This is a genomic window from Rossellomorea sp. ABR4_004 (assembly GCF_056159585.1).
This window is the reverse complement of record NZ_JBSWVM010000003.1, coordinates 500,883-525,833: the sequence shown is the minus strand read 5'-3', so window position 1 is coordinate 525,833 and position 24,951 is coordinate 500,883. Positions and strand designations below refer to the sequence as shown.

27 protein-coding genes and 2 riboswitches are annotated in these 24,951 nt (G+C 39.8%); of the genes, 19 read left to right on the top strand and 8 right to left on the bottom strand.

What is annotated here, in order from left to right:
- Window positions 1–12: 12 nt before the first annotated feature.
- Entirely contained in the window at window positions 13–537 is a 525-nt protein-coding gene (locus ACXAF2_RS19635) for a CBO0543 family protein (protein WP_475141142.1), read from the bottom strand.
- Window positions 538–703: 166 nt separating this feature from the next.
- On the opposite strand from ACXAF2_RS19635, the gene ACXAF2_RS19630 reads away from it, so the two are divergent.
- Complete coding sequence (locus ACXAF2_RS19630; protein WP_324747899.1) at window positions 704–865, top strand: hypothetical protein; 162 nt, start codon at window positions 704–706, stop codon at window positions 863–865.
- Window positions 865–990: a hypothetical protein gene (locus tag ACXAF2_RS19625; RefSeq protein ID WP_475141140.1), complete on the top strand. Its 126-nt coding sequence runs from the start codon at window positions 865–867 to the stop codon at window positions 988–990. The genes ACXAF2_RS19630 and ACXAF2_RS19625 overlap by 1 nt, the downstream gene beginning before the upstream one ends.
- 24 nt (window positions 991–1,014) lie before the next feature.
- On the opposite strand, the gene ACXAF2_RS19620 is transcribed toward ACXAF2_RS19625, so the two are convergent.
- Together ACXAF2_RS19620 and ACXAF2_RS19615 are read right to left on the bottom strand one after the other, a co-directional pair.
- On the bottom strand, window positions 1,015–2,745 hold the full coding sequence (locus ACXAF2_RS19620; RefSeq protein ID WP_475141139.1) for a B12-binding domain-containing radical SAM protein: 1,731 nt from the start codon (window positions 2,743–2,745) through the stop codon (window positions 1,015–1,017).
- 337 nt (window positions 2,746–3,082) lie between these two features.
- Window positions 3,083–4,108, bottom strand: coding sequence for an acyltransferase family protein (locus ACXAF2_RS19615; RefSeq protein WP_475141138.1), 1,026 nt, complete (start codon window positions 4,106–4,108; stop codon window positions 3,083–3,085).
- Between the two features lie 170 nt (window positions 4,109–4,278).
- On the opposite strand from ACXAF2_RS19615, the gene ACXAF2_RS19610 reads away from it, so the two are divergent.
- The 3 genes from ACXAF2_RS19610 (at window position 4,279) to ACXAF2_RS19600 (ending at window position 7,625) form a co-directional block, all read left to right on the top strand.
- Entirely contained in the window at window positions 4,279–6,432 is a 2,154-nt protein-coding gene (locus ACXAF2_RS19610) for a PAS domain S-box protein (RefSeq protein WP_475141137.1), read from the top strand.
- Between the two features lie 13 nt (window positions 6,433–6,445).
- Window positions 6,446–6,907, top strand: a complete 462-nt coding sequence (locus tag ACXAF2_RS19605) for a methylated-DNA--[protein]-cysteine S-methyltransferase (RefSeq protein WP_475141135.1) — start codon at window positions 6,446–6,448, stop codon at window positions 6,905–6,907.
- Between the two features lie 121 nt (window positions 6,908–7,028).
- Window positions 7,029–7,625 carry a DUF2087 domain-containing protein gene (locus ACXAF2_RS19600; RefSeq protein WP_475141134.1) on the top strand — a complete coding sequence of 199 codons (597 nt, stop codon included), beginning with the start codon at window positions 7,029–7,031 and terminating at the stop codon, window positions 7,623–7,625.
- A 42-nt stretch (window positions 7,626–7,667) separates the two neighbouring features.
- Here the strand turns inward: ACXAF2_RS19600 and mtnA are convergent, their stop codons facing one another.
- The 3 genes from mtnA to ACXAF2_RS19585 form a co-directional block, all read right to left on the bottom strand.
- A complete protein-coding gene (gene mtnA / locus ACXAF2_RS19595; protein ID WP_475141132.1) occupies window positions 7,668–8,723 on the bottom strand; it encodes an S-methyl-5-thioribose-1-phosphate isomerase in 1,056 nt (351 codons plus the stop codon).
- Window positions 8,724–8,739: 16 nt separating this feature from the next.
- Window positions 8,740–9,924 carry an S-methyl-5-thioribose kinase gene (mtnK, locus tag ACXAF2_RS19590; protein ID WP_475141131.1) on the bottom strand — a complete coding sequence of 395 codons (1,185 nt, stop codon included), beginning with the start codon at window positions 9,922–9,924 and terminating at the stop codon, window positions 8,740–8,742.
- Between the two features lie 116 nt (window positions 9,925–10,040).
- A riboswitch (SAM riboswitch) is annotated at window positions 10,041–10,197 on the bottom strand.
- A 102-nt stretch (window positions 10,198–10,299) separates the two neighbouring features.
- Window positions 10,300–11,082 (bottom strand): carbon-nitrogen family hydrolase, encoded by a 783-nt coding sequence (locus ACXAF2_RS19585; RefSeq protein ID WP_475141129.1) that lies wholly within the window; start codon window positions 11,080–11,082, stop codon window positions 10,300–10,302.
- 123 nt (window positions 11,083–11,205) lie between these two features.
- Between ACXAF2_RS19585 and ACXAF2_RS19580 the strand changes: the two genes are divergently transcribed.
- The 10 genes from ACXAF2_RS19580 (at window position 11,206) to ACXAF2_RS19535 (ending at window position 20,732) form a co-directional block, all read left to right on the top strand.
- Window positions 11,206–12,390, top strand: coding sequence for an aminotransferase class I/II-fold pyridoxal phosphate-dependent enzyme (locus tag ACXAF2_RS19580; RefSeq protein WP_475141128.1), 1,185 nt, complete (start codon window positions 11,206–11,208; stop codon window positions 12,388–12,390).
- A gap of 50 nt (window positions 12,391–12,440) precedes the next feature.
- A riboswitch (SAM riboswitch) is annotated at window positions 12,441–12,544 on the top strand.
- A 105-nt stretch (window positions 12,545–12,649) separates the two neighbouring features.
- Window positions 12,650–13,864 carry a 2,3-diketo-5-methylthiopentyl-1-phosphate enolase gene (locus ACXAF2_RS19575; RefSeq protein ID WP_475141127.1) on the top strand — a complete coding sequence of 405 codons (1,215 nt, stop codon included), beginning with the start codon at window positions 12,650–12,652 and terminating at the stop codon, window positions 13,862–13,864.
- Complete coding sequence (locus ACXAF2_RS19570; protein WP_475141125.1) at window positions 13,864–14,526, top strand: 2-hydroxy-3-keto-5-methylthiopentenyl-1-phosphate phosphatase; 663 nt, start codon at window positions 13,864–13,866, stop codon at window positions 14,524–14,526. Before ACXAF2_RS19575 ends, ACXAF2_RS19570 begins: the two co-directional genes overlap by 1 nt.
- A complete protein-coding gene (locus ACXAF2_RS19565) occupies window positions 14,523–15,170 on the top strand; it encodes a methylthioribulose 1-phosphate dehydratase (RefSeq protein WP_475141124.1) in 648 nt (215 codons plus the stop codon). Before ACXAF2_RS19570 ends, ACXAF2_RS19565 begins: the two co-directional genes overlap by 4 nt.
- Entirely contained in the window at window positions 15,167–15,679 is a 513-nt protein-coding gene (locus tag ACXAF2_RS19560) for a 1,2-dihydroxy-3-keto-5-methylthiopentene dioxygenase (protein WP_475141122.1), read from the top strand. Before ACXAF2_RS19565 ends, ACXAF2_RS19560 begins: the two co-directional genes overlap by 4 nt.
- Before the next feature lie 218 nt (window positions 15,680–15,897).
- Complete coding sequence (locus ACXAF2_RS19555) at window positions 15,898–16,143, top strand: aspartyl-phosphate phosphatase Spo0E family protein (protein WP_262372537.1); 246 nt, start codon at window positions 15,898–15,900, stop codon at window positions 16,141–16,143.
- A gap of 240 nt (window positions 16,144–16,383) precedes the next feature.
- On the top strand, window positions 16,384–16,842 hold the full coding sequence (locus tag ACXAF2_RS19550; RefSeq protein ID WP_475141302.1) for a MarR family winged helix-turn-helix transcriptional regulator: 459 nt from the start codon (window positions 16,384–16,386) through the stop codon (window positions 16,840–16,842).
- 834 nt (window positions 16,843–17,676) lie between these two features.
- On the top strand, window positions 17,677–19,371 hold the full coding sequence (locus ACXAF2_RS19545) for a M3 family oligoendopeptidase (RefSeq protein ID WP_475141121.1): 1,695 nt from the start codon (window positions 17,677–17,679) through the stop codon (window positions 19,369–19,371).
- Between the two features lie 136 nt (window positions 19,372–19,507).
- A complete protein-coding gene (locus ACXAF2_RS19540) occupies window positions 19,508–20,539 on the top strand; it encodes a YkvI family membrane protein (protein ID WP_475141119.1) in 1,032 nt (343 codons plus the stop codon).
- A gap of 73 nt (window positions 20,540–20,612) precedes the next feature.
- The gene (locus ACXAF2_RS19535) at window positions 20,613–20,732 is read left to right on the top strand and encodes a DUF6254 family protein (RefSeq protein WP_475141118.1); all 120 of its coding nucleotides are present in this window, start codon (window positions 20,613–20,615) and stop codon (window positions 20,730–20,732) included.
- A 43-nt stretch (window positions 20,733–20,775) separates the two neighbouring features.
- On the opposite strand, the gene ACXAF2_RS19530 is transcribed toward ACXAF2_RS19535, so the two are convergent.
- Together ACXAF2_RS19530 and ACXAF2_RS19525 are read right to left on the bottom strand one after the other, a co-directional pair.
- Complete coding sequence (locus tag ACXAF2_RS19530; RefSeq protein ID WP_475141117.1) at window positions 20,776–22,161, bottom strand: DUF2254 domain-containing protein; 1,386 nt, start codon at window positions 22,159–22,161, stop codon at window positions 20,776–20,778.
- A 129-nt stretch (window positions 22,162–22,290) separates the two neighbouring features.
- Window positions 22,291–22,470 carry a YkvS family protein gene (locus tag ACXAF2_RS19525; RefSeq protein ID WP_148968546.1) on the bottom strand — a complete coding sequence of 60 codons (180 nt, stop codon included), beginning with the start codon at window positions 22,468–22,470 and terminating at the stop codon, window positions 22,291–22,293.
- Between the two features lie 165 nt (window positions 22,471–22,635).
- On the opposite strand from ACXAF2_RS19525, the gene ACXAF2_RS19520 reads away from it, so the two are divergent.
- The 4 genes from ACXAF2_RS19520 to ACXAF2_RS19505 all read left to right on the top strand — a co-directional run bounded on the left by ACXAF2_RS19520 (window position 22,636) and on the right by ACXAF2_RS19505 (window position 24,784).
- Window positions 22,636–22,830: a hypothetical protein gene (locus ACXAF2_RS19520; protein ID WP_475141115.1), complete on the top strand. Its 195-nt coding sequence runs from the start codon at window positions 22,636–22,638 to the stop codon at window positions 22,828–22,830.
- A 178-nt stretch (window positions 22,831–23,008) separates the two neighbouring features.
- Window positions 23,009–23,599 (top strand): cell wall hydrolase, encoded by a 591-nt coding sequence (locus tag ACXAF2_RS19515; RefSeq protein ID WP_475141114.1) that lies wholly within the window; start codon window positions 23,009–23,011, stop codon window positions 23,597–23,599.
- 107 nt (window positions 23,600–23,706) lie between these two features.
- Window positions 23,707–23,886: an aspartyl-phosphate phosphatase Spo0E family protein gene (locus ACXAF2_RS19510; RefSeq protein WP_475141113.1), complete on the top strand. Its 180-nt coding sequence runs from the start codon at window positions 23,707–23,709 to the stop codon at window positions 23,884–23,886.
- Between the two features lie 151 nt (window positions 23,887–24,037).
- A complete protein-coding gene (locus ACXAF2_RS19505; RefSeq protein WP_475141111.1) occupies window positions 24,038–24,784 on the top strand; it encodes an SDR family NAD(P)-dependent oxidoreductase in 747 nt (248 codons plus the stop codon).
- The last annotated feature ends 167 nt before the right edge of the window (window positions 24,785–24,951 follow it).

Genomic DNA, 24,951 nt, shown 5'->3' with positions numbered 1-24,951 from the left:
CGCATCGTTTTTTTATTTGAGTACAGAATAGGGAACATCGAAATAGATCCACAGGAAGAAAATGATGGGGAGAGATACGATCCATCCTATAATTGGATTCTTATGATGGATGATGAGGACAGTTAACATCATGATATTAAATAGGATGTCCCAGCCAAAATGCCAGCCATTGTGATAAGTCATCATTCCAAAGAAATGAGAAAGGCCTTCAGTCACTCCGTAAATGGCCGTCCATAACATAACCCAGAGGACATTCCCCCGAAAAGTCGAAGGCAATCTGCCGATAAAAATCGCAATGGTTGCCGTGTATTGAACAACCATTTTACTCAAAGAGATGACCGTATGATTCAGGTTGATGTGGTCTCCAAATGACGTAACTGTCTGGAACTGCCACATGGAATAGTCATATAGAAGATACTGGGAGAGTAAATCCCCAATAATAAAAAATAATAATGTTGGATAATAGCTGTAAAAATCCTTCCAATTTCCGAATCTCCATCCAAGTAGAGCATAACAAAGTAAGAAGACAAGTATCATTGCATATCCTCATTTAGCATTTTTGCTTAGTTTCTGATTAAATGCTTCATTTATTCAGACTTTTTCTTCTAGTATTGGAATACGTTTCGCAGCGAAAAATCATATGTCTTTTGGAATGGAAAGAGAATCGAGTGGGGAAAGTAAGGTTACAAAGGAGATGAGTTACATGATGAAGCGAAAAGCTCAGTATAATGCTGCTGAAAAGAATAATCAAACACCTCTAAAGAATAAGCAAGAGGCAGAATTTTCCGCTGAATTCTCTCAAGGAGAAGATCCTGCTAAGGGAAAGAATAGAAACTCTTCTAAAGGTATGAAGGGGAGAAGTTGATGAAGAATAAAAAACAATCTTTTCGTGAAGAGTTTGGTCAGGAATTTGGAGATGTTAATGCAGCCAAGATTCTGGAAGTGACACAAAAACAGCCGAAAGCAAAAAATGACAAGAAAAAATGTTAAGCGAATCGCTTAACATTTTTTTGTCTATAGTGAAACAGATTTTTTGCCAAACTCAAATACGGTAGATTGGCCTGTGGCAGGTTCAAAGTAAGCCAATACATACTGATCTTGTCCATCCTTCGAATGAATCGTTTCAAGGAGTGTATGCTTATACAATTCTTTTTCATTTAAGTGAAGCCGAGCGAAAGCTTCACCTGCAATGGATGGTTGTGCCAGCAAGGTTTGGTAGATAGCAGACCTTTCTTCTTTCGTCAGTTCATGTGTCCACCAAGGCTTTCTTGGTTTGTACTTCTGATTCTCTAAATAATCCAGTTTCATTAGACCTTCAATAATCGAGATGTTGTAGCTTGTCTCTGTATATAAAAACTCATGCAGTCTTTTAAACAAATCCTCCAGTTGATGTCCTATTCTTGACCAACCACGGTTTTCCCAGTAGGAGCCGAATAGTTGGAAGAAATCAAATGGTGTTTCAAAGCATTCGGTGACCAGATATTCGATCGTCCGATCCATACGATGATCGTTCCAATATTTTTCTAATACATCTTCAACCTGTTTGATTCTAACGATATCATCAAAGGATAATACATTGTTTCCAAGGATCTCATAGGGTGAATGGTCCATGTACGTATATTGATGGTCGTTGGCACGAATCCTTAAGCCCGTACCGCGAAGCATCTTAAGAAACCCTAATTGAAGTTCCTCTGGACGCAGTTCAAATACATCATTGAAAGTTTTCCGGAATGAATTGTAATCCTCTTCAGGCAGACCGGCAATCAAATCCAGATGCTGATCGATCTTTCCTCCATCCTTAACCATCGTAACCGTTCTCGTTAGTTTGGAGTAATTTTGTTTTCTCATCACAAGGTCATTCGTTTCGTCATTTGTTGATTGGATTCCAATTTCAAAGCGAAATAATCCTGCTGGGGCATTTTCGTTCAGAAATTCAATGACTTCCGGTCTCATGATGTCTGCTGTGATTTCAAATTGAAAGACAGTTCCGGGCAAGTGTTCGTCGATTAGGAATTGAAACATTTCCATGGCATAGCTTCGGCTGATATTGAACGTACGATCCACGAATTTAATTGTTTTTGCTCCATTTTTCATTAAGAATCGAATGTCATCTTTTACTTTTTCTCTGTCAAAGTAACGAACACCTACTTCGATCGAAGAGAGACAGAATTGACAACGGAATGGACAACCTCTGCTTGTCTCGATATACGTTACCCTTTTACCCAATTGAGGCAGGTCTTCTTGAAAGCGGAACGGTGAGGGTACTTCTCTTAAATCAATTTTATTCTGCTGTGGCTTGATGACCGGCTTTCCATCTGCTAAGTAAGCCACTCCATGGACCTTTGAAAAGTCCCGATCACCATTCAGTTCATCCAATAACTGCTTAAAGGATTCTTCCCCTTCACCGATAACGATAAAGTCAACCTCTTCCAGCCGCTCCAGCCAATAGGGAACATCATATGTGACTTCTGGCCCTCCCAGGACGATGGTTACTTCAGGCAGTATTTTTCGAAGGATCTTGATCACGTTGATCGTCTCTTCAATATTCCAAATGTAACAGCTGAATCCGATAATATCAGGTTTTTTCGAGAACAAGTCACTAGCGATGTTAAGGGTGGGATCCTTAATGGTGTATTCAGCCAATTCTATCTCATGATCAGGCTCTGCAAAGGCCTTCAGACAACGAATGGCCAGATTGGTGTGAATATATTTTGCATTTAACGTACTTAAAACGACTTTCTTCATAAATAAGCTCCTTTTATACTAAGCTCACCTGTTTGATCATGTGAACCATTGTAAACCATATTTTCCAACATATACGAGTTGTTCGTACATCTAATCCAAACCGTACTGATTATCATTTTATCTAAGGAAGAGGGAAAGCTCAATGTTTGTCTAGAATGAATTTAAATTTATTGTAAGTATTAGAAGGATTTTAAGGAAAAGTTACGAATAGTATAATAAAATAAATAGTTTATTGAAAATTGTGTAGAAGATGACCAATATATACCTTAAGAGAATAGATACTCATGAAAAGGGACTGACCCGTGTCTGCTATTGGGTCAGCCCTTTCTAGTGAGGTTCATCTTGTTTTCATTTCTCTTTTTGAAAGAAGTTTCTGTAGTTTAGTTGACTTAAACTCCACTATCGGTTGCGTTATGCTTGTGAAAAACTTTGTCGAGAAAATCATTGTCAGGACCAATGATACACCGAGCAAGATTAATAAACTCGTAGTGGGATCAATTGTATCCTTCAGCTGGCTTTCCCGGAATAAACGGATAAGAAAGCCGTGCAGCAAGTATACGTATAGCGTATTTTTGCCCCATTTAGTGAAGAACTGTCTTTTCGTAGGCACAAAGGTAAAGAAGCTAAAGATCATCACTACGTTCAGCATGTAAACAAACGCCCTGACAGCTAAACTTATGGCGTTGTTCCCTTCGAAGTCTCCATAGGGCTTAGAGCCAAGTAACCATTTATCGGAGAATTCAGGGATGAAATACATTCCTAAAAATACGAGAATAAATAATGTACCCGCCACTATACGTGCTTTACTCGTTTTAAAATATTCGAAGTGCTCCTTCTCCAAATAATAGCCCATCAGGAATATCGGAAAGAAAACAAATGTTCTGGACAGGCTCAGATAGTTTGAAATCACATCAGCAAATCCTACAAGCAGCCCAATGGAAAAAGCGATGGTCAATCCGATGCCGGGCTTGAACTTAAACCACTTGATGAAAACATACAATAATGCGTTCCAACAGAATAAGCTGATGAGGAACCATAATGACCAGTGCGGATTAAGGGGATCGACTTCAAATGTTGATTTTTGATAAAGAAAATAGTAATACACCGTGTAGATCAATTGAAACACAATGTAAGGAAGTATTAATTTTTTCGCCAGTTTTTGAATGTATCCCTTTTTATAAAATCCTTTTGCGAAAAACCCTGCCACAAGAATAAAGGCTGGCATGTGGAAGGTGTAAATCGTTTTGTACAGAGAAAGGATAAATGGATCGCTTTCTATATAGGACCGGATCAAATGTCCAAATACAACCAGGAAGATCAAAATGAATTTGGCATTGTCGAAGTAATAGTCACGCTGTTTCATATCTTCACCATCTCTTAGAATAGATTTATCCTAATTCATTCTTACCCTAGGATACAACGAGTAAAACATGAATTTCACTGTTAATTATCACCAAAAGTATGGGAAGCTATGCGAACTCTATAATGATTTGAGCCAATAGTTGTCTTTTAAAATAGTAGGGGGATGAGGAAATGACTAATAGTAGTAAATTGCAGAAAGAGTTGAATAAGGAAGAATGTCATCCCGTCGATAGGGAAATTTGCTTAGCATCACCCATGCCGATGTTCGTGATCAATAAAGAGTTGAAAATTGTCTTTGCCAATGGAGAAGCATGTGAAACGCTGCAGACTACGAAAGAAAGGATTGCAGGGACACTGTTCAGTAACTTTTTTTCTTCTGTTCCTGCCCCGATTGTGGCTCATTATAAGGAAGTAATGGAAACCGGAAAGAACCTTGAAGATGAAACCATAATGAATATTAGTGATAAGAAAATCATCCATATTGAACTATTGCTTAAAAAATCGACCATTTCTCCTAATGCCTATTTGTATTTCAAAGATGTAACGGCACTAAAGGAAAAAGAGCGGAAAGACCATATGAATGTCCATTTGTTATCGAATATTTTTCAAAATGCATCAGAAGGAATCGTTCTCTTTGATATAGAAGGAAATATTAACGACGTGAATCAGGCGTTCAGTTCACAAGTCGGATTGGAAAAGGATGAAATCACAAACAGGAACATAAGCTCATTTATTCCTGAAAGTGCGCATTATAAGGTTGAAAAGATAAAAGAACTGATTTCTCAAAACAAAAAAGCCCGTGGAGAAATTCCAATAAAAAAATCACACAGCATTTCGATTGTGGAATTTACGACAAGTCCGTATGTGCATCACAAGCTTCATATGGCCATCCTTAGGGATGTTACAGAGAAGAGGCAGATGGAGATACAATTAAAACGAAACGAAGAGTTGTTTAAAGGGTTATTTGAAGAAGCGATTGATGCGATCGTCCTATGGGATCAGGATGGGAGAGTACTTAAAGCCAACTCTTCTGCCCTGAAGATCTTTGAATGCTCCCTTTCAGAGCTTCTTTCGAAGAGGATACGGGACTTTGTATATCCTCTTGAAAGCCAAAAGTTTGATTTAGTCATGGAACAGTTAAACAGGAGCGGTGCAGTAAGGGATGAAGTGCTGTTTCTAATGCCAAACAATCAGTTGAAACATTTGGAATTCACGTCTAAACTTCATTCCGTTGATGGCTATAACATGACGATCTTCCGGAATGTCAGTGAGCGTTATCAAATGGAAAAAGAACTACGGGAAAGCGAGGAGAGGTTCAGGAAGATTTTTGAAGGCTCACTGGACGGCCTGATTCTTACCAATCATAATTATGTTGTCGTAGACGCAAATCCTGAAGTGAGTAGGATCATTGATATCGAGAAAGATCACTTAATCGGTAAAGATGTACGTGAAATATTGAATATAGAACCCGGTGAAGAATCATACGATGAATACTTACAACAATTGAAAGAAGAGGGGCAGGCGACGTTTTTACAAACGATGACTTCTCAAAGGGAGAAGGTTCAATACATCGAGCTGTCATCCAAATACAATTTACTCTCTAATTTAAATTTAACGATCATTCGTGACATAACAGAACAAATTGAAATGCAGGAGCAGTTGAGAAAGTCAGATACATTGAGTGTCGTAGGGGAGCTTGCTGCAGGGATTGCACATGAAATCAGAAATCCAATGACCGCCCTTAAAGGCTTTATTCAATTGTTGGAAAATAGTGTGGGTCAAGATCATGAGATGTACTTTAATGTGATTACTTCTGAGTTTCAGCGAATTGAATCCATTATTACAGAATTCCTTGTATTAGCAAAGCCACAGGCGATTCAATATCAAGAAACGAATTTAATCAGGATCATGAAAGATACTGTTGAACTACTAAGTGCTCAGGCAGTCATGCATAATGTACAGTACGAGGAGAATTACCAAGCGAACCTCCCAACCATCATTGCAGAGCCCAATCAGTTAAAGCAGGTGTTCATTAATGTCATCAAGAATGCAATTGAAGTCATGACGGACGGTGGATTCATTTCTATACGGATTCAAGAGACGGATGATGAAATGATTCATATTTGCATAAAAGACCAGGGTGGCGGGATATCAAAGGATAAGATTAAAAAGCTTGGTGAACCTTTTTACACAACAAAGGAACGGGGAACTGGACTTGGATTGATGGTAAGCTTTAAAATCATTAAAGAGCATAAAGGAAGCGTTCAGGTTGAGAGTATCGTCGGGGAAGGAACCATCTTCCACATTTATCTTCCTAAATCGTAAAGGAGTCCTGATAATGTCATATGATTCTATTGTAATGGAGAGTCCGATTGGAATGTTAGAACTTCAAGCGGATCAGAGCCATCTCATTTTGGTGCAGTTTTTAGAAAATGATTCACGAGCTGATTTTTACACCGAGAATCCAATATTACTAAGAGCACAAGAACAGATCACAGAATTCTTTAAGGGGGAGAGAAGAGAATTTGATCTCCCCCTAAAAATAGAGGGAACGTCTTTTCAGAAGGACGTATGGAACACCCTGCAACAGATTCCATTTGGTGAAACCAGGTCATATCAAGATGTTGCCGAAGCGATTCAAAGACCTAAAGCTGTCAGGGCAGTAGGGCAAGCGAATAAAGCCAACCGATTTCCCATCATCATCCCATGTCACCGTGTCATTGGAAAGAATAATACACTTACAGGCTATGCCGGTAAGCAGGTGGATAAGAAAGAAACCTTATTGTTATTAGAAAAATAAAATGAAGAACAGGCATTCTTCCTAGGGAGGATGCCTGTTTTTTTAATTAGTGATTGATTCCTACATCTAATTAGATTATTATCTAATTAGATAATAATCTAATTAGAGAGGGGGAGGCATGTTGCAATTAAGTAAACAGGTGGCATTCCATAAAACGATGGGGGATCCGACGCGGATAAAGATTGTCTACTTGCTGGCATCAGAAAGCTTGCATGTAGGAGCCATTGCGGGGAAGCTGGGACTCACAGCTCCGACAATTTCCCATCACCTAACAAAACTCAAAGAGTGCAATCTTGTTTATTCACGAAGAGAGAAGAACACGATTTACTACTATTTGAATAAAAAAGTCCTGAGTCATCATGGAAATGTCCTTCATCAGTTTGCTCAGGGAGAGGAAGGGGAAAGTGTGATGTCAGAAAAGTTATTGAAAGAAAAACAAAAGGTGATGAATAATTTCCTGGAGAAGAATGGACGGATCAAAACGATTCCTTCTCAACAAAAGAAGAAGTTATTTATATTGGAACATATGGTGGAAGGATTAAAGGTGGGAGAAAAATATAAGGAAAAAGAATTGAATGAATATATTCAGCAGTTTCATGAGGACTTTGCAACCTTAAGAAGAGAATTTATCATTCATCAGTTCATGTACCGGGAAAATAGCATTTATGAAGTGAATCCGAGGGAAATGTGGGCGTCGACAAAGTTATTAGGGGAATAAGGTGAAAGCCAAAAAAAGAGCGGGAGGAAGCTCTTCTTTTGGCTATTGTTTAATACCTATGGTTTGTAGAATACTTTCCTCGAAGCGAGGGTACAGGACACCTTTTTCCGTGATGATGGCGGTAATCAGTTCATGAGAAGTAACGTCAAATGCAGGGTTATAAATAGAAACGTTTTCTGGAGCAATCAACGTCCCGCCGACCGTTGTAATCTCTTCCCTGTTTCGCTCTTCAATGGGAATATCGTTTCCATTTGAGCTGGATAAATCGAAAGTGGAAGAAGGAGCAGCGACATAAAAAGGTATATTGAAATGTTTACACAATATTGCAAGCATGGACGTTCCGATTTTATTTGCAGTATCCCCGTTGGCAGAAATCCGGTCAGCCCCGACAATTACGGCTTCTACACCTTTTTCTTTCATGGTATGGGCAGCCATGCTATCTGTGATGAGAGTGACATATACTCCTGATTGCTGTAACTCCCAAGATGTCAGGCGGGCTCCTTGCAGAACGGGCCTTGTCTCACATGCAAAAACCTGAAACGCTTTGCCTCTTTCTCTTCCTAAATGAAAAGGGGCCAGTGCGGTACCGTATTTACTCGTTGCAATGGACCCTGCATTACAGATGGTCATCACGACTTGTTTATCCTTCAATACACTCAAACCATTTTCCCCTATTTGACGGCACACTGCCTCGTCTTGTGCATGAAGCTGGATGGCAGTATGGAGTAATTTGGTTTTAGCTTCATTAACAGAAGAAACATTCTCTAGTGCCTTTTCTAACCGGATCAAAGCCCAAACCAGGTTGACTGCTGTAGGTCGTGAATCGGCGAGATATTTTTTGTCACGTTGAAACAGCTCGATGAATTCTTCAAGCGTTTTCACTTCATACTGACTTGCAGACCGGGCTAAACCGTAAGCGGCCGTGATGCCAATGGCAGGTGCACCTCTCACTTTTAGTGTGATAATCGCATCATAATACTCTTCAATGGTCGTCAATTTAATGTACTCCACTATGTTAGGCAGTTTCTGTTGGTTAAGGATCAGTAAATAATCTTCATGCCACTCTAGTGAAGTTGGAATGGTCAATGTTTGTGTCATGATAATCTCCTTTTGGTTATTCAGAATGAGAATTTAATACGGACAGAAGCTCTTCGATTGAATGGATCTGTTTTCGTTTTATTATCAGTTCCTTACCGAGTGTCAAGCAGGTCCGTTTTGCCTGTAATCTTCGTTCTTTATCCGGGATGCCATCCAGATCTTCTACATGAGCGAGGCCGATCGTTCTTCTGATGCATTCACATCCTGCAAAACCGATGCTGTCTTGAAAACTCTTCTCCAATACATATTCAAGGTAGCCGTTCACTTTCGTGTAGGCGTCTCCGCTTTCCTTCCAATGCTTAGAGAACGCAATGGAGAAAACGTTCCAGGTATTCTCAATGTGATAGAGAATCGTTTCTTTCTCTTCAGGTTTAGAAACGGCCAGGAAGATAAGGTTGGCAATGAACTGTCCAATATCAAAGCCAATCGGTCCATAAAAGGCAAACTCTGGATCAATCACTTTTGTTTGCTTCTTATCTACAAAGATACTCCCCGTATGAAGATCTCCATGAAGAAGTGCCTCTCCTTCAGTTAGAAAGCTCTTTTTCAATTTGGCCACTTCAAGTTTCAAGGTGAAATCATCCCATAAATGCTGGACGTCCCGGGAAAGCTCTTCTTCGAATTCATTGGTTTCACTGTTGAAAAAAGGATCCGTGAATACAAGGTCCTCAGTGATTTTGCACAACTCAGGATTTGAAAATTCTTTCACGTACTCCTTTTTCTTAAAAGGATGAAGGGCATAATCAGAGGTGAAATATAAGGTATTTGCTAAAAATGTTCCAATGTCATGGGAAAGCCGTGGATACGTTTCCCCATTTATAAGACCAGTCCGGGCAATGGTAAGCGCGCTCAAATCTTCCATGACTGTAATTGCAAGCGTGGGATCAGAGTAGTACACTTCAGGAACCAGGTCCCCTACAAATGATTGCTGAAGCTTAAGGGCACTAGCTTCTATTCTTGCCCGTTCGATTGTCAATGGCCAGCTTTCGCCTACAACTTTTGCATATGGAAGGGCTTGTTTAATGATGATTCCTTTACCTGTTTCCTGATCTAATACTCGAAAGACCAGATTTAAATTCCCGTCTCCAATTTCTTCACACGTTAAGAGAGTGCCGTCCTCAAAGATTCTTAAGCCAATCGCCAGTGCAATTGCCGCCTGTTCAGTTAGTGGTTGATATACATTGAGTTTCGTCATTGCCATCATCGTTCCTCCTTATCGTACAGACTTATGAAAGACTGTGTTGTGGAGGCTTTTCCGTGGCATAAGAAAAGCCTCTTTCATGGTCGAAAGAGGCTTGAAGAAGGTATCTTCGTCGCCTCTTATCTCTCAGAAAGACTATCTTTCTGTTGGAATTAGCACCGTGCCTTACTGGATCATTCAATCCGGCGCATGCTGCGCCCCGTTTTACAACGGTATTATGGTCGGTTGCTGGGCTTCATAGGGCCAAATCCCTCAGCCAGCTCTTGATAAGAGTTGCGTTAACTATTTAATTAAACTTTCAGAATGTTTCATTTGATTTGAATAGTACCATCGAAGTATTTTCCATGTCAACGTTTTTTTTGAATAATAACCTTTCTAATAAAAATCAGGTCTTCGATCTTGGAATATCGGAATCTTCTTTCGGACCTTTTCTACTTCCTGTAGATTGATTTCAGCTGTAACCAATTCTTCCGTTTGTGTTCCTTTTGAAAGAATTTCTCCCCATGGATCGATGATGAGGGAACAACCGCCAAATTCATTGTTCGGGTCATTTCCAACCCGGTTGCAGGCAATCACGAAGCATTGGTTTTCAATCGCTCTTGCCTTTAAGAGGGTCTGCCAATGATCAATTCGTGCTGCTGGCCACTCTGCTACGACAAAAACAACCTTGGCACCTAGTAGAACTTGTTTTCTGAACCATTCAGGGAAACGGATGTCGTAACAAATCAATCCGGCCATTACTGTGTCTTGAAGGGTGAAGATGCCATCTTCATGCCCGGGAAGTAAATAATGATGTTCATCCATTAGCTTAAACAAGTGGAGCTTCGAATACTTTTTCACCAGCTCGCCTTTTGAATTCGTAACTAGAAGAGTATTGGACACCCCCTCCTGCGATTTCTGCGCAACAGAACCACCTACAATGTGAATGGAATATTTCTTTGATAGTGCAGACAGGAAGGAGGAAGAGTCTTTTGCTCCTTCATCAGCGATTTCATCCATTCTTGTAAGGTCATACCCAGTCGTCCACAGCTCAGGGAGCACAACTGTATCACAGCCGTCGTCACTAGCTTTTTTAATCCATTCTTCTACTATTTGCTTGTTTTTTTCGGGACTCCCGAACACAATATCGATTTGTGCAAGACCTATCTTTTGAATCATTTCTTTCACCTCATTAAGGACTTTTTGGAATTTATTCCTTTACATTCTTTATTTTCCGTTATATCATTTGTGACTAGAATTTGAAAGTAATTAATTTTCAAAAAAATGTAGTGGGTGAGTGTAATGAAAACCTTTAGTAAAGCAAAACGATTAGATTTATTACCTGAACAATTTTTCGCATCCCTCGCCAAAACAGTGAATGCCGTGGTCAAAGAGGGACATGATGTCATTAATTTGGGCCAGGGAAATCCGGATCAACCGACTCCTCAACATATTGTGGAAAAACTGACAGAAGCAGCAGCTTCGCCGTCCAATCATAAGTATCCTCCATTTCGCGGGTTTTCGTCCTTTAAAGAGGCGATTGCTGCCTTTTACCTGCGTGAATATGGTGTGGAGTTAGATCCGGAAACAGAGGTAGCTGTGCTATTCGGAGGAAAGGCCGGGTTAGTTGAAATCCCTCAATGTTTATTGAATCCTGGTGATGGGGTATTGGTGCCCGATCCCGGTTATCCGGATTATTTATCAGGGGTAGCGTTGGCAGAGGCACGTATGATTAAAATGCCACTGCGAGAGGAGAATGGATTTCTGCCTGATTATAGTGAACACTCCCGTAATGAGCTGGAAAGTGCGAAATTAATGTTTCTGAACTACCCTAATAACCCTACCGGAGCAATCGCCACACAATCATTCTTTGAAGAAACAGTCACTCTTGCCAATCAGCATGATATTTGTGTTGTACATGATTTTGCCTATGGAGCCATAGGATTTGATGGAAATAAGCCAATAAGTTTTTTGGAAACCGATGGAGCAAAGGATGTCGGGATTGAGATTTATACATTATCGAAAACGTACAATATGGCTGGCTGGAGAGTAGGGTTTGCCGTCGGGAATAAGAGTGCCATAGAAGCGATCAACCTCCTGCAAGATCACTTATATGTAAGTCTGTTCGGTGCTATTCAAGAAGCGGCTGCCACTGCCCTTTTAAGTTCCCAGGAATGTGTACATGCACTGGTTTCAACCTACGAAGAAAGAAGAAAACTATTAATCTCCGGACTTCAGGAAATAGGGTGGGATGTAAAAGCTCCACAAGGTTCCTTCTTTGCCTGGCTAAAAGTACCTGAGGGTTTCACATCTGTAGAGTTCTCTACTTATTTACTTGAAAAAATCAAAGTTGCTGTAGCCCCGGGTGTAGGCTTTGGAGAATATGGAGAAGGGTACGTACGTGTAGGACTATTAACCACAAATGAGCGGATAAAAGAAGCGATTTCCCGTATAGAAAATTTAGAATTATTCCACAAAAGGGATTGACAGAAATTGAAATTGGTGCAATAATCCAACTGAAATAATGAATAATGAAATTCTTATCAAGAGCAGGCGGAGGGACCAGCCCTATGAAGCCCGGCAACCGACTTATTCAAGCACGGTGCTAATTCTTGCAGCTAAAAAAGCTGACAGATAAGAAAGAGTGACTTTATTAAACCTCTTCTTATTTGGAAGAGGTTTTTTGTTTGCCCAGGCTAAAATAACTTGCGGCTAAAAATAGCATGTTCAAGGAGGAAGGACAACAATGAGTGAAGTGATAGCCACATATGAAATAAAGGGAAAGAGTGGTTCATTCGATAAAAAGGCAGAGGGGATCGCCTTGGGATTGACTGTCGGTTCATGGACGGACTTACCGCTCCTGGAACAGGATCAATTGCGCAAGTACAAGGGGAGGGTCGTTTCCGTGAAAGAGTGGGAAGGCAAAGATGGCCCCAGAGGTAAGGTGCAAATTGGCTATCCCGGTGATAATTATTCAAATGATATCCCAGCCATCCTTACTACGGTATTCGGCAAGCTTTCCCTTGATGGTGAAGTGAAATTAGTAGATGTAGAGTTTTCCAGCGACTTAAAAAAAGCCTACCCTGGACCACGTTTTGGAATAGAAGGAATCAGGGAGCTAACGGGTGTACACGACAGACCCTTGTTAATGAGCATCTTTAAAGGTGTAATCGGCAGGAACCTTACCTACCTTGAAACCCAATTAAGGGCACAGGTTCTCGGGGGAGTCGACGTAGTAAAAGACGATGAAATTCTCTTTGATAATTCACTGACACCTTTCACTGAGAGGATCAGTATAGGGAAAAAAGTGTTACACGAGGTGTTTGAAGAGACTGGTAAGAAAACGCTGTATGCTGTAAACCTCACAGGAAGAACTTCAGAATTACGTGATAAAGCAAAAAAAGCACGTGATCTTGGAGCACATGCCCTTTTATTCAATGTATTTTCTTATGGACTGGATGTTCTACAGGAATTGAGGGAGGATCCTGAGATCAGTTTGCCGATTATGGCACATCCTGCATTCGCAGGTGCCGTTGCCTCATCCCCTGTATATGGTGTGAGCTATTCTTTATGGTTAGGGAAATTCCTGCGAATGGCCGGAGCTGATTTTTCTTTATTTCCATCTCCATACGGAAGTGTCGCCTTAGAGAAGAGCAAAGCTTTATCCGTAAGCCATGAGTTAACGAAGGATGATGATCATCTAAGAAAAACGTTGCCTGTACCGTCAGCAGGCATTCACCCTGCGCTTGTACCACTTTTGGTGAAGGATTTTGGTGTAGATTGTGTCATTAATGCAGGTGGTGGCATTCACGGTCATCCAGATGGGGCAGTTGGAGGGGGAAAGGCATTCGTCCAAGCAATTGAAGGAGTTTTAAGGGGAGATTCTCTCTCAGCTGTAGCGGATTCCCACGATGAGCTTCGTAAAGCACTATCCCTATGGGGAGAGGAGGTAAAGGTATAATGAAGCATCCGATCATTTTCTGTGATTTTGATGGAACGATTACAGAAACGGATAATATCATCTCATTGATGAAAACCTTTGCTCCTGCAGAATGGGAACCTGTCAAAGACGACATCTTAAATCAGTCTTTGTCCATTAAAGAAGGAGTCAGCAAGCTGTTTTCACTCATTCCTTCATCTAAGAAAGAGGAAATGATTCAGTATCTATTAGACACAGCAGTCATACGTAAAGGGTTTAAGGAGTTTGTAGATTATACAAAGGAACATGAGATACCTTTGTATATCGTTAGCGGTGGAATTGATTTTTTTGTGTATCCTCTACTAAATGAATATGGGCCTTTTAATGGGATTTATTGTAATGAAGCTAGCTTTAACGACTCAACCATAACGATTCATTGGCCATATCCATGCGATGATCACTGTGAAAGTAAAGGGTGTGGATGCTGCAAGCCTTCCATCTTGAGGTTGTTGTCTTTAACAGAAGATACGGAGGTCATTGTGATAGGGGATTCTGTCACAGATATTGAAATGGCGAAGCTTGGAGACACTGTGATTGCCAGAGACTATTTGGCACATACATGCGAAGAAAAAGGAATCCCCTATCATCCGTTTGAATCCTTTCACGATTGCATGGACGTCATTGAAAAAGGAGTGAAAATATGAATTCCTATCAATCTCAATGGGAAGAACTAGCTGATATCAAAAGGGAATTGGCAGAGAGGGATTGGTTTATGGGAACGAGCGGGAATCTTGCCATACGAGTGAGTTCATTACCTGCTACTTTCCTGGTAACGGCAAGTGGAAAGGATAAAAGGAAGCAAACCGATGAAGATTTCCTGCTCGTAAATGCTCAAGGTGAGGCCATCCAAGATACACCTGCACGACCATCGGCCGAAACATTGCTGCACAGTCATGTTTTCACAGAAAGCTCAGCAGGATGCAGCCTACATGTCCACACTGTGGCGAATAATGTAATCAGTGAACTGTATGGGGATGAGGGTGTCGTCACATTTAGAAACCAAGAATTAATTAAAGCGTGGGATAAATGGGGGGAAGATGATTCTTTATCCATTCCAATCATTCGTAATCATGCACATATCCCGATGCTTGCCCGGGAATTTCAATCCTTTATTAAAGCAGACAAAGGGGCGGTGCTCATTCGCAACCACGGTATAACGGTCTGGGGAAGAACCGGTTTTGAAGCTAAGAAACTATTGGAAGCTTGTGAGTTTTTATTTCAATATCAACTCACACTTTTATCCTTAACGAATACGAGAACAATTACTAAAGGAGGAGTAAGATTATGACGACAATCATAATCCAAGGGAATAACCAAGTGATTGATAACCAGGAAGAAGTAGTGAAGTATTTAAGTGAACAAGGAGTCATTTATGAGCATTGGAATATCGACAAGTTGGTAGAAGGACTGAGGGATCAATACGCATTAACCGAAGATGATAAAGCGGAAATCCTGTCAACTTTTAAAGAGGAGATTGAAGATATTTCAGAGCGAAGAGGATATCAGGCTTGGGATGTGATCTCCCTTTCCGAGCGCACACCAAATCTTGAAGAGCTTTTAAGGAATTTCCAACAGGAGCATCATCACACAGATGATGAAGTCCGCTTTATTGTAAACGGCCATGGTGTATTTGTCATTCAAGGAAATGATGGTGATTTTTTTGAAGTGCATTTAAACCCGGGTGACTTAATCTCAGTCCCTGAAAACATCCGCCATTATTTTACATTAAGTGAAGATAAGCAAGTAGTTGCCGTCCGTATTTTCGTCACACAGGAGGGCTGGGTACCAATCTATTAAAATAGTATTCAAGGGATAGACAAAGAGTAGAATCGATTGTCTATCCTTTTGTTATTATCAGGGGAGATATTTGACGGAAAATGTCTAATTAAGAAACATTACTAGTTATTTTGTCTTGTTTTGCGAATCTATTTACTTTTCTGATAATACTTGCGATAATGCTCAAGTAACGATTTAACTTAATAAAGGCTAGGAGCTAAAAAAGGAGTTTATTAGAAATGGGTCGTCTATTAAAACAGAAGTGGTTATTAATGAGAATTAATCAAAAACGTTCAGAAATGATTGGGTTGGGAGAGAGTTTAGGATTATGTGCAGCGGAGACAATCAAATGCAGTCAGCAATTAGATCAGCTGTTGAACGACTATGAAAAGTGCACAAATAAGATCGTATCATTAACCCTCCAAGAAACATCAAACGAATTTGGGCAATACATTAAGAACTTATTAAAACGAACTGCTTCTTGAGACTATTCATCAAGTTTTTCCCTCACCATTCAAGGTTTACAAGAGAAAACAAATCTCCAACAATATCCACACGTATACCAAAACAATCAACTTAATTTGTCGTTATTTAATAAACGAAGGACGGTTCGCATTATGCAAACCGTCCTTCGTTTATTAAATACTGAGGAGTCTATCATGTTTGACAATAACAGCTTTTATTTGTATAATATTTTGAAACTGAGATATTTAATTTTTAAAGGAATGAATGCCATGAACGAACCTCAGGATACAAAACAATCATTAAAGCTTTTCATTGTCTTGTCAAGAGCTTTCAAAGCCTTAAATGAAGAGATAAATAAAAACATTCAGGAGAACGGTTTGAACCCTACTGAATTTGCCGTCCTGGAGCTACTTTATCATAAGGGAGATCAGCCTTTACAACAAATTGGCGGTAAGATTCTATTAGCTTCCGGCAGCATAACGTACGTTGTGGATAAGCTTGAACAAAAGGGCTACCTAAAGCGCAATGCTTGCCCTAAGGACCGTCGGGTCACCTATGCTCAAATAACAGAAAGCGGCAGAAAGTTAATTGATGAGATATTCCCCAATCATGAAAATCGTATTCATGAACTGATGTCAGCTCTGTCTCCTGATGAGAAGAAAGAAACGATAGAAATGCTGAAGAAATTAGGATTATCGATTAAAGACTTGTCGTATTGAATCGATCTACCTGTCCCCCCGTCTTTCACGTAACCCGTTCGGTTGAGAGGGAGAAAAAGCATATTTGCTGGTGTTTTTGCAGGTGAAAAAAACAAAGCCTTTTGCAGGCTGTTTTGATGTGTAAGATGAATGAAAAATTGCACAAAAAAAAGGAGTTGCAAACGACATTGCAGCTCCTCTTTTCTATTTTGCGTTATTTCATTAGAGCCCCATATCGCTGAATAGTTGAACAGCAGGTTTCCCGTTAAACTTTTGCAGTCTTAAACAATGAAACCAGGTTCTCTGCTAATTGAGATTTACAGAGGGAAAAAATCCACTTAATTAGCAAATAGTACTGAAAATAGCTTAAATAGAGGGAGAAATTCCTCTTATTTGACTCGATAAGCGTGAAAATAGGTAGCTTTGCTTTGTTTAGAGGGAAAATATCCCCTTATTCTCCCCAAAAACCACGTCTAATCTGCATCTAACAGTAAAATTTCCCCTTATTTTTCTATCACTTGTTACTCACTCTTTATCTTCCCATCTTTCGTATCTGGCAATAACGACTCGCGGACAAATTTGTAATATAAAATGCAGACCAATTTGCAACACCACATAAATTTATGCGGTAGTGCAAATTGTACCGCGAATTACCTTGCAATTTATTAGTTTCTCTCTCTCAAAAGAACGGGTTAGTCTTTCACGAGACGGGGGGTTATTTTGTCTTAAAAGCACGTCTCTTCCCATCGATTCCATTATTTCTAATTCTTGAAAATCGATATTAGAATAAACAGGAGATTTTCTATCATAAGTCGAATAACTATAATCGGGATTATATTAAGAGGAGGCAATCGTATGAAGTTTGATCAGTTTACATATGTAAGGCCAAATTTAGAAGAGATTAAACCTGTTTTCAAGCAATTACTTGAAAAATTCAAGTCTGCGTCCAATGTTCAAGAACAGGTGGATGCCATGAAGGAACTGAATGATATACGTTTGAACATTGATACCATGCAAAATATTTGCTATATCCGGCATTCAATCGATACCAATGATGAGTTTTACAAAAAAGAGCAGGATCATATCGATGAAATGATGCCTGAGGTTCACGGGATGGTGACGGAATATTACAAGGAACTCGTAAACTCTCCTTATCGTAAAGAATTAGAAGAAAAGTGGGGAAAGCAGCTATTCGCCCTGGCAGAAAGCGAAATGAAGACTTTTTCTCCTGACATCGTGGCTCTACTACAGAAGGAAAATAAGCTATCTTCCCAGTATACAAAGCTGATGGCGTCTGCAAAGATTCCGTTTGAGGGGGAAGAAAGAACATTGGCTCAGATGGGCCCATTCACACAATCAGTCAATCGGGAAACAAGAAGAGAGGCCGCTCAAGCGACCGTTGCTTTCTTTGAAGAGAATCAAGAAGAATTGGATCGTCTATTTGATGAGTTAGTCAAGGTGCGTCACACGATTGCTACTACTTTAGGATATAAGAATTTTGTTGAACTGGGTTACTATCGCATGACGAGAACGGATTATACGCCTGATATGGTAAAGGTTTTCCGCGATCAAGTGAAGAAACATATCGTTCCTCTGGCTACTGAACTTAAAGAAAGACAAGAAAAGCGCATTGGGATAGATTCGATGAAGTTTTATGACGAAGGCTTTAAGTTCACTTCCGGAAACGCGGTTCCTAAAGGAAGTCCTCAATGGATCATTAATAATGGCAAAAAGATGTACGAAGAACTGTCTCAGGAAACCAAGGAATTCTTTGATTTTATGATTGAGCATGATCTCATGGATCTGGAAGCAAAGAAAGGAAAAGCTGGAGGCGGTTACTGCACCTATATTGCAAACCATGAGTCTCCATACATTTTCTCGAACTTCAATGGAACCTCAGGGGATATTGATGTTTTGACTCATGAAGCAGGTCATGCGTTCCAGGTATACTCCAGCAGAGGCTTCGATATCCCGGAATATATTTGGCCAACGTACGAAGCGTGTGAAATTCATTCCATGAGCATGGAGTTCTTCACGTGGCCATGGATGAATTATTTCTTCGAAGAGGATACAGACAAGTATCAATTTTCCCATTTAAGTGAAGCACTGCAATTTCTTCCTTACGGCGTGGCAGTTGATGAGTTCCAGCATTTTGTGTATGAGAACCCTGAAGCTTCACCGTCTGAACGAAATGCTGCTTGGAGAAAAATTGAAAAGGTATACCTTCCCCATAAGGACTACGATCATATTTCGTATTTGGAAAATGGGGGATTCTGGCAGCGTCAATCCCATATTTATAATTCTCCATTCTATTATATCGATTACACATTGGCTCAAATTTGTGCATTCCAATTCTGGAAGAAAATGAACCTCAATCGTGAGGAAGCATGGAATGACTATGTTGACCTTTGCAAACTCGGGGGAAGCCTATCATTCACAGGGCTTGTAGAAGCAGCCAAACTCGATTCTCCATTCCAGGAGGGGACAGTTGAGAAAGTCATTGAACCGATCAGACAATGGTTAAATGGAATAGATGATCAATCATTATAGTAAAAGGGCAGCCGCATTTTTTTGGCTGCCTCTTTTGTTTGGGTTCTTCTACAATTCCGGAAGAAATATGTTCTTTTGCTTCTGATTTTCTCTGCTTGTACATAAGGTGAAGTAGAAGGTTGTCAGAGGTGATGGGATGAAAAAATTAGCTGGGTCGTTTCAAATCGCTGCTGTTTATGTTGGTACCGTTATAGGAGCCGGATTTGCAACAGGAAGGGAAATTGTAGAGTTTTTCACCCGGTTTGGCTTTGTAGGGTTTATTGCGATTTTATTAAGCGGGTACTTATTTATTACAATGGGAACGAAGATTATGCTGAAGTCCCATGATATTCAAGCAAAGTCCTTTGAAGAATTTAATGAATATCTATTTGGAAGATGGTTTTCTAAGTTTATGAATATCGTCATGATGATTATGCTGGTCGGGGTTTCTGCGGTTATGCTTTCAGGAGCGGGGGCGGTTTTTCAAGAGCAGCTTTTGCTACCCAAGCAACTAGGGATACTGCTGACGATCGGACTAGGATTCATCACGATGATGGTGGGGATCAAAGGGCTTTTTGCAGTCAATACGTTCGTTGTTCCTCTTATGATTGTCTTTAATCTTTTCTTGATGGTTTATTCTGTTCGAAACGCTGCTTTTTTAGACGTATTTCTTATGATACCTCATGCAGAGGATGGATGGAAATCCGTAGTTGCGCCTTTTTCATACGTGGCCTTTAATCTAGCCATGGCTCAGGCTGTGCTCGTTCCCGTTGCCGGAGAAGTGAAAGACCGGGAGACCATTAAGTATGGAGGATACCTTGGCGGTTTTTTCCTTACAATGATCCTTATTTCCAGTCATATTACTTTGGTCTTGATTCCGGATGTGACACAATACCAAATTCCAATGGCTGTAGTGATGAAATCATTTGTAGCCGGCTTTTATTTTATTTATATCATCATCATTTATGGTGAAATTTTCACATCCGTGATAGGAGGGGTATTCGGTCTTGAGAAACAACTAACGAATTACTGGAAGGGCTCTTCGTTAATGACTTTTTCGGGTATCTTTTTGGTGATCTATTCGTTAAGCTTTTTTGAATACAGTGAACTTTTGTCGTACTTATACCCACTTTTTGGGTATATGAGCTTGGTATTCATCATTCTTCTTTGGATGAAACCCAATAAATAATCATCAAGGTGAGAGTAAAATTCAGGTTTGCTGCTCATGTTAATAGAGACAAATGAAAAAAGGAGTGGTGAACATGACGCAATCAAAACACGAAAAGGAAAGAAAGTGGAATGTAAGAAAACAGGAGCAGCATCCTCACGGCAAAGTTTCATCCTTTAAGGAGCTTTCAGAAGGAAAAAAAGGAAAAGAATAAGAAAAAACGGATGCTTCCGGCATCCGTTTCTTCTTGGTTCCAATTACTCTTCTTTCTTATGATGGTAAGAGTCGCTTGTCTTATATTGTTCTGGAAAATATTTATTCCTCACCTCATCCTTATCCCAATCTGTTTGCATGCAAGCTGCAGCCAGTTCATCCAGATGCCTCATGATGTACTGCATGTCGAGATTTTGGAGGCTATCATAGTCGATTCCTTCCAGAATATAGTCTTTAAATGTCCAGACCATACGCTTCGTTTCTTCGCTATTGTTTTCCCCTATCATTCTCAGTGAACGCAGAATTTCGGCAATTATAGATATGTCCTGCTTCCCGTAATGCCTTAATTGATAAAAGCTCTTGTATAGATAATCACCAAAGGTCGGTTGTTCCAATATGATTCGAACATTGTTTTCTTCATCTGATAAATATGAGCTTGGCAGCTTGTGTTTAGCAAGCTTTGATAGAATGATCCCGATTTCTTCTATGCAGTTTTTTGCTGTATTTGGGTCATTAATGGCGGGGGAAATGGCTCTCAAGGCAATTTCAACCAGCTTTCTTATCCCGAGTTCAATGTCTTCCATCGGCTCTTTATCAGGCCCAAGTACGAGGTATTCCAAGTAATCTTCTACATCTATATCTTTATTCGTCGTCCATGCTGTCATGACAGGAGTTCCTTCAAGTAAGTATTCACCAGGTGTTTTCACCATGCGGATAACTGCTTCATCACTAGTAGCTTTATTGAGCATACCTTCAATATTAATCTGTTGTAAGTACCCCGAGTGTTCACTATATACCAAAATGGGTTCCGTATCGTCAAAAAGCGCCTCATTAAAGGTTGAAGGCTGTTCCTTAATGGCATTCTTTCTATATAAATAACTATTATCGATTTTTTGATTCGTTTTGATTGTTATATTATGTATTAAATTACTTACCTTCACCCAATTGGAAACATGATGAACAAAGTAGACAAAAACAAATAAACAAATAATAGCCACTATACCGGCAAAGGCAGAAGAAATATATAATTTTTGTCCGGACTCGTCCTGAAGGAGAACCAACAAAGTGATGCAGTACACCACACCGGACACAAAAATGGCTAGAACCCGTTGTGTAGGACGGTCATTAATGAAGTTCTGAAGGGTCCTTGGTGAATATTGGGATAAGAATGTGGTTAACACGACCATAATCGTTGAAAAGGTAATCGTGGTCATGGTCATGATCGAAGACGCTATCGTACTGATGATGGTTATGGATAAATCAAAATTGGAGAACAGTACCTTAGGGAACAAAGGATAATCATGCTGACTCAACCACCAATCAAAAAAGAAGGTGATGAGAGCAAGAACTAATGAGATGACTGAAAATAAAAATGGTACAAACCAAAAACTTTTCCTGGCTTTGTTCACAATGTGAATATTTAAATTCATGACGGGGTCCACCTTGCGCTACAGTATGCTATAAGAGTATCCTTAAAGGCATTGCCGTAAACCTTTCTCTTGTTTAGGAGTTCAATTTAAAAAGGTGGAGTTTCGTTCTCCACCTTTTCAAAAATCGTGCTATGCTTCAATTATTTTATAGTTTTTATGATTAACGACTGTTTTTTCTTCAAGTTCAAGGTCTCGATAATTTTTCATATACGTTAGATCAACGATAACTGAGTTTTCATTTACTTTCTCTACAATGCCTTTTAAACCTTCTCTAAATTCAATTACATTTCCAATTTCTGCTTTTTTCATCAGAGGTCGCCCCTTTTTGCCAAAATTCTACAAACAATTACTAATATTTTGACGTAAACTCAAGAAAAGGTAAAGAGTTTTCTAAAAATTTCATCAAAAAAATTATTCTTGAGGTTTACATCCTTTTAAACCTACAATAGAGACATTCAGGATGGAGGTTTGAATATGAGTGAAACGGAAATTCTTGAACAACTACAATTATTGCGTACAAGAGAATTGGAAGAAATAAGAGTGATGAAAGAAGACTTTCTTACCTTTCGATCTGTGCTCGTGAAACAAGAGGATTTTAAACAGTTTCGTGGAGTGGCTCAGCATGGCGGTAATATTCTTTATCACTATTTAGATACACCAAGAAGTTAGGAGAAGCGGGGGATGAGATCCCCCGCTTTTTTCTGGTTCATATCCAATATATGCAGCACTATGGTAATTTAGAATGTATGGCCAAGCTAGAAAGTACGGACGGTGGAAACCATTACCTGATGAAATTCAGTATATTCGTTGTTATCTTAGTGAGGAGCGCTAATTAGGAGGTAGAAATATGATCAAGAAAAGCTTACTAGTGGGGATTGCAGCACTTTCGATTGTTTCATTCTCTACTCAAACTATTGCAGCTAAGGGAGTTCACACTGTAGAAAATGGTGAATCTCTTTGGGATATAGGTAAGGAGAAATCTGTATCTGTCCTTCAACTAAAAAAAGAGAACGATTTGAAATCGAATGAAATTCATCCAGGTCAAACGTTAGCAATACCAGAAAATGTAGTAACGAATGAAGATCGTGAGTTACTTGCAAAACTGGTTCATGCAGAAGCTAAAGGAGAGCCATATGCTGGTAAAGTGGCTGTGGCAACCGTTGTTTTAAACCGAGTGGATTCCACTGAATTCCCCGGTTCTATTAAAGAAGTAATCTACCAAGTAGCAAACGGTCATTATGCCTTTTCACCCGTTCAAAACGGAGAAATCAACCGTGCGCCTTCTCAGGAAGCGAGAGACGCAGTTCAAGAGGCTTTGGCTTTCAGAGGTCAGGGACAAGGTTCCCTCTTCTTCTATAATCCAGTTACATCTACAAGCGATTGGATTACCAATAGAGACACATTGCTAACCATTGGAAAACACCGCTTCGCAAAATAATCATTCAGCAGGATTTCATATAATATCAAAATAGCGTTCGGATACTTTTTACTTTTCTCTACGTGAAATTAATAGTAAAATAGAGTAAAGAAAAAGAGGTGATGTTGGTGAATGGGACCATTGTGACTCGAATTGAAACGGTAAGATGGAAAATGATACAGTCAGGCGTCCGTTTTGGGCTTAGCAGTCCAGCCACCATTCAACTTAGTAAAGAGCTGGATGCTTTAATCAATATTCATCAGCGTAATGATATTCATAAAACGACAAAAAATAAGATCATACAATAAATAAAGGATTAACCTTGGATTGCCCCTGCATTTCCAATGGTTAATCCTTTTCTATATATCTCAGTGAGGGTTGAGGGGTATGGGGAAAGGGTATGCTTTTTAGGGAGAATGAACAGAAAATCACAAATGGGAATATCTGAGATAAAGGGAGATGACAAGGTTGAAAGATAAAATTGTCTGCATAACAGGTGGAGCGAATGGGATCGGTAAAACGTTGGTTGAAGAATTTGCGAAGCAGGGCGCAGTGGTTGAATTTATGGACTTGGATGTGAATAAAGGGGAGGGATTATCCCTCCAGCTCAATTCAGAAGGTTATTCAACACGGTTTCATGAAGTGAATGTGGGAGTCTATCAACAGGTAAAAGATGTCTTTTCAAAGATAAAAGAAGATCATGGCGTAGTGGACGTACTCATTAACAATGCAGGTGTTTCCAAGTTCGTGTCCTTTTGGGAGATGGACGCCGAGGACTGGGACAGCATTCTATCGTCAAACTTAAGCAGTGTCTTCTATTGCAGTAGGGAGGGGGCCGCTTTAATGAAGAACCGAGGTGGTTGCATTATTAACATGGCTTCTACCAGAGCTTCCATGTCTGAACCGGATACGGAAGCCTACTCTGCAACAAAAGGAGGCATTGTGAGTTTGACTCATTCAATGGCCATCACACTGAGTGATGTTGGAATCCGGGTGAATTCAATAAGTCCTGGCTGGATTCAAACCGAAAATTATGATTCATTACGGGACAGGGACCATGACCAGCATCCTTCTGGCAGAGTCGGAAAACCCGAAGACATAGCAAGGGCGTGCTTGTTTCTTGCTCATCCTGATAATGATTTCATTACAGGAGAAAACTTAGTGGTGGATGGTGGGATGACAAGGAAGATGATCTATGAGCATTAAATTGATCCAGATAAATGAAGGGATTTTCCTAACTCATGTTTCACACTCCCTTTCTCTTTTATTCTAGAATATGTTGAATACATAGGATGAGTTCAGAAAGTAATATAAGGATTTGTAAACAACTGTAATCTGGTGAAAAAGAGCCTATCACACACCAACACGGTGAA

Coding starts and splice junctions, on each gene's coding strand:
- ACXAF2_RS19635 (WP_475141142.1), bottom strand. CDS start 537: ATGATACTTGTCTTCTTACTTTGTTATGCTCTACTTGGATGGAGATTC.
- ACXAF2_RS19630 (WP_324747899.1), top strand. CDS start 704: ATGATGAAGCGAAAAGCTCAGTATAATGCTGCTGAAAAGAATAATCAA.
- ACXAF2_RS19625 (WP_475141140.1), top strand. CDS start 865: ATGAAGAATAAAAAACAATCTTTTCGTGAAGAGTTTGGTCAGGAATTT.
- ACXAF2_RS19620 (WP_475141139.1), bottom strand. CDS start 2,745: ATGAAGAAAGTCGTTTTAAGTACGTTAAATGCAAAATATATTCACACC.
- ACXAF2_RS19615 (WP_475141138.1), bottom strand. CDS start 4,108: ATGAAACAGCGTGACTATTACTTCGACAATGCCAAATTCATTTTGATC.
- ACXAF2_RS19610 (WP_475141137.1), top strand. CDS start 4,279: ATGACTAATAGTAGTAAATTGCAGAAAGAGTTGAATAAGGAAGAATGT.
- ACXAF2_RS19605 (WP_475141135.1), top strand. CDS start 6,446: ATGTCATATGATTCTATTGTAATGGAGAGTCCGATTGGAATGTTAGAA.
- mtnA (WP_475141132.1), bottom strand. CDS start 8,723: ATGACACAAACATTGACCATTCCAACTTCACTAGAGTGGCATGAAGAT.
- mtnK (WP_475141131.1), bottom strand. CDS start 9,924: ATGGCAATGACGAAACTCAATGTATATCAACCACTAACTGAACAGGCG.
- ACXAF2_RS19585 (WP_475141129.1), bottom strand. CDS start 11,082: ATGATTCAAAAGATAGGTCTTGCACAAATCGATATTGTGTTCGGGAGT.
- ACXAF2_RS19580 (WP_475141128.1), top strand. CDS start 11,206: ATGAAAACCTTTAGTAAAGCAAAACGATTAGATTTATTACCTGAACAA.
- ACXAF2_RS19575 (WP_475141127.1), top strand. CDS start 12,650: ATGAGTGAAGTGATAGCCACATATGAAATAAAGGGAAAGAGTGGTTCA.
- ACXAF2_RS19570 (WP_475141125.1), top strand. CDS start 13,864: ATGAAGCATCCGATCATTTTCTGTGATTTTGATGGAACGATTACAGAA.
- ACXAF2_RS19565 (WP_475141124.1), top strand. CDS start 14,523: ATGAATTCCTATCAATCTCAATGGGAAGAACTAGCTGATATCAAAAGG.
- ACXAF2_RS19560 (WP_475141122.1), top strand. CDS start 15,167: ATGACGACAATCATAATCCAAGGGAATAACCAAGTGATTGATAACCAG.
- ACXAF2_RS19555 (WP_262372537.1), top strand. CDS start 15,898: ATGGGTCGTCTATTAAAACAGAAGTGGTTATTAATGAGAATTAATCAA.
- ACXAF2_RS19550 (WP_475141302.1), top strand. CDS start 16,384: ATGAATGCCATGAACGAACCTCAGGATACAAAACAATCATTAAAGCTT.
- ACXAF2_RS19545 (WP_475141121.1), top strand. CDS start 17,677: ATGAAGTTTGATCAGTTTACATATGTAAGGCCAAATTTAGAAGAGATT.
- ACXAF2_RS19540 (WP_475141119.1), top strand. CDS start 19,508: ATGAAAAAATTAGCTGGGTCGTTTCAAATCGCTGCTGTTTATGTTGGT.
- ACXAF2_RS19535 (WP_475141118.1), top strand. CDS start 20,613: ATGACGCAATCAAAACACGAAAAGGAAAGAAAGTGGAATGTAAGAAAA.
- ACXAF2_RS19530 (WP_475141117.1), bottom strand. CDS start 22,161: ATGAATTTAAATATTCACATTGTGAACAAAGCCAGGAAAAGTTTTTGG.
- ACXAF2_RS19525 (WP_148968546.1), bottom strand. CDS start 22,470: ATGAAAAAAGCAGAAATTGGAAATGTAATTGAATTTAGAGAAGGTTTA.
- ACXAF2_RS19520 (WP_475141115.1), top strand. CDS start 22,636: ATGAGTGAAACGGAAATTCTTGAACAACTACAATTATTGCGTACAAGA.
- ACXAF2_RS19515 (WP_475141114.1), top strand. CDS start 23,009: ATGATCAAGAAAAGCTTACTAGTGGGGATTGCAGCACTTTCGATTGTT.
- ACXAF2_RS19505 (WP_475141111.1), top strand. CDS start 24,038: ATGACAAGGTTGAAAGATAAAATTGTCTGCATAACAGGTGGAGCGAAT.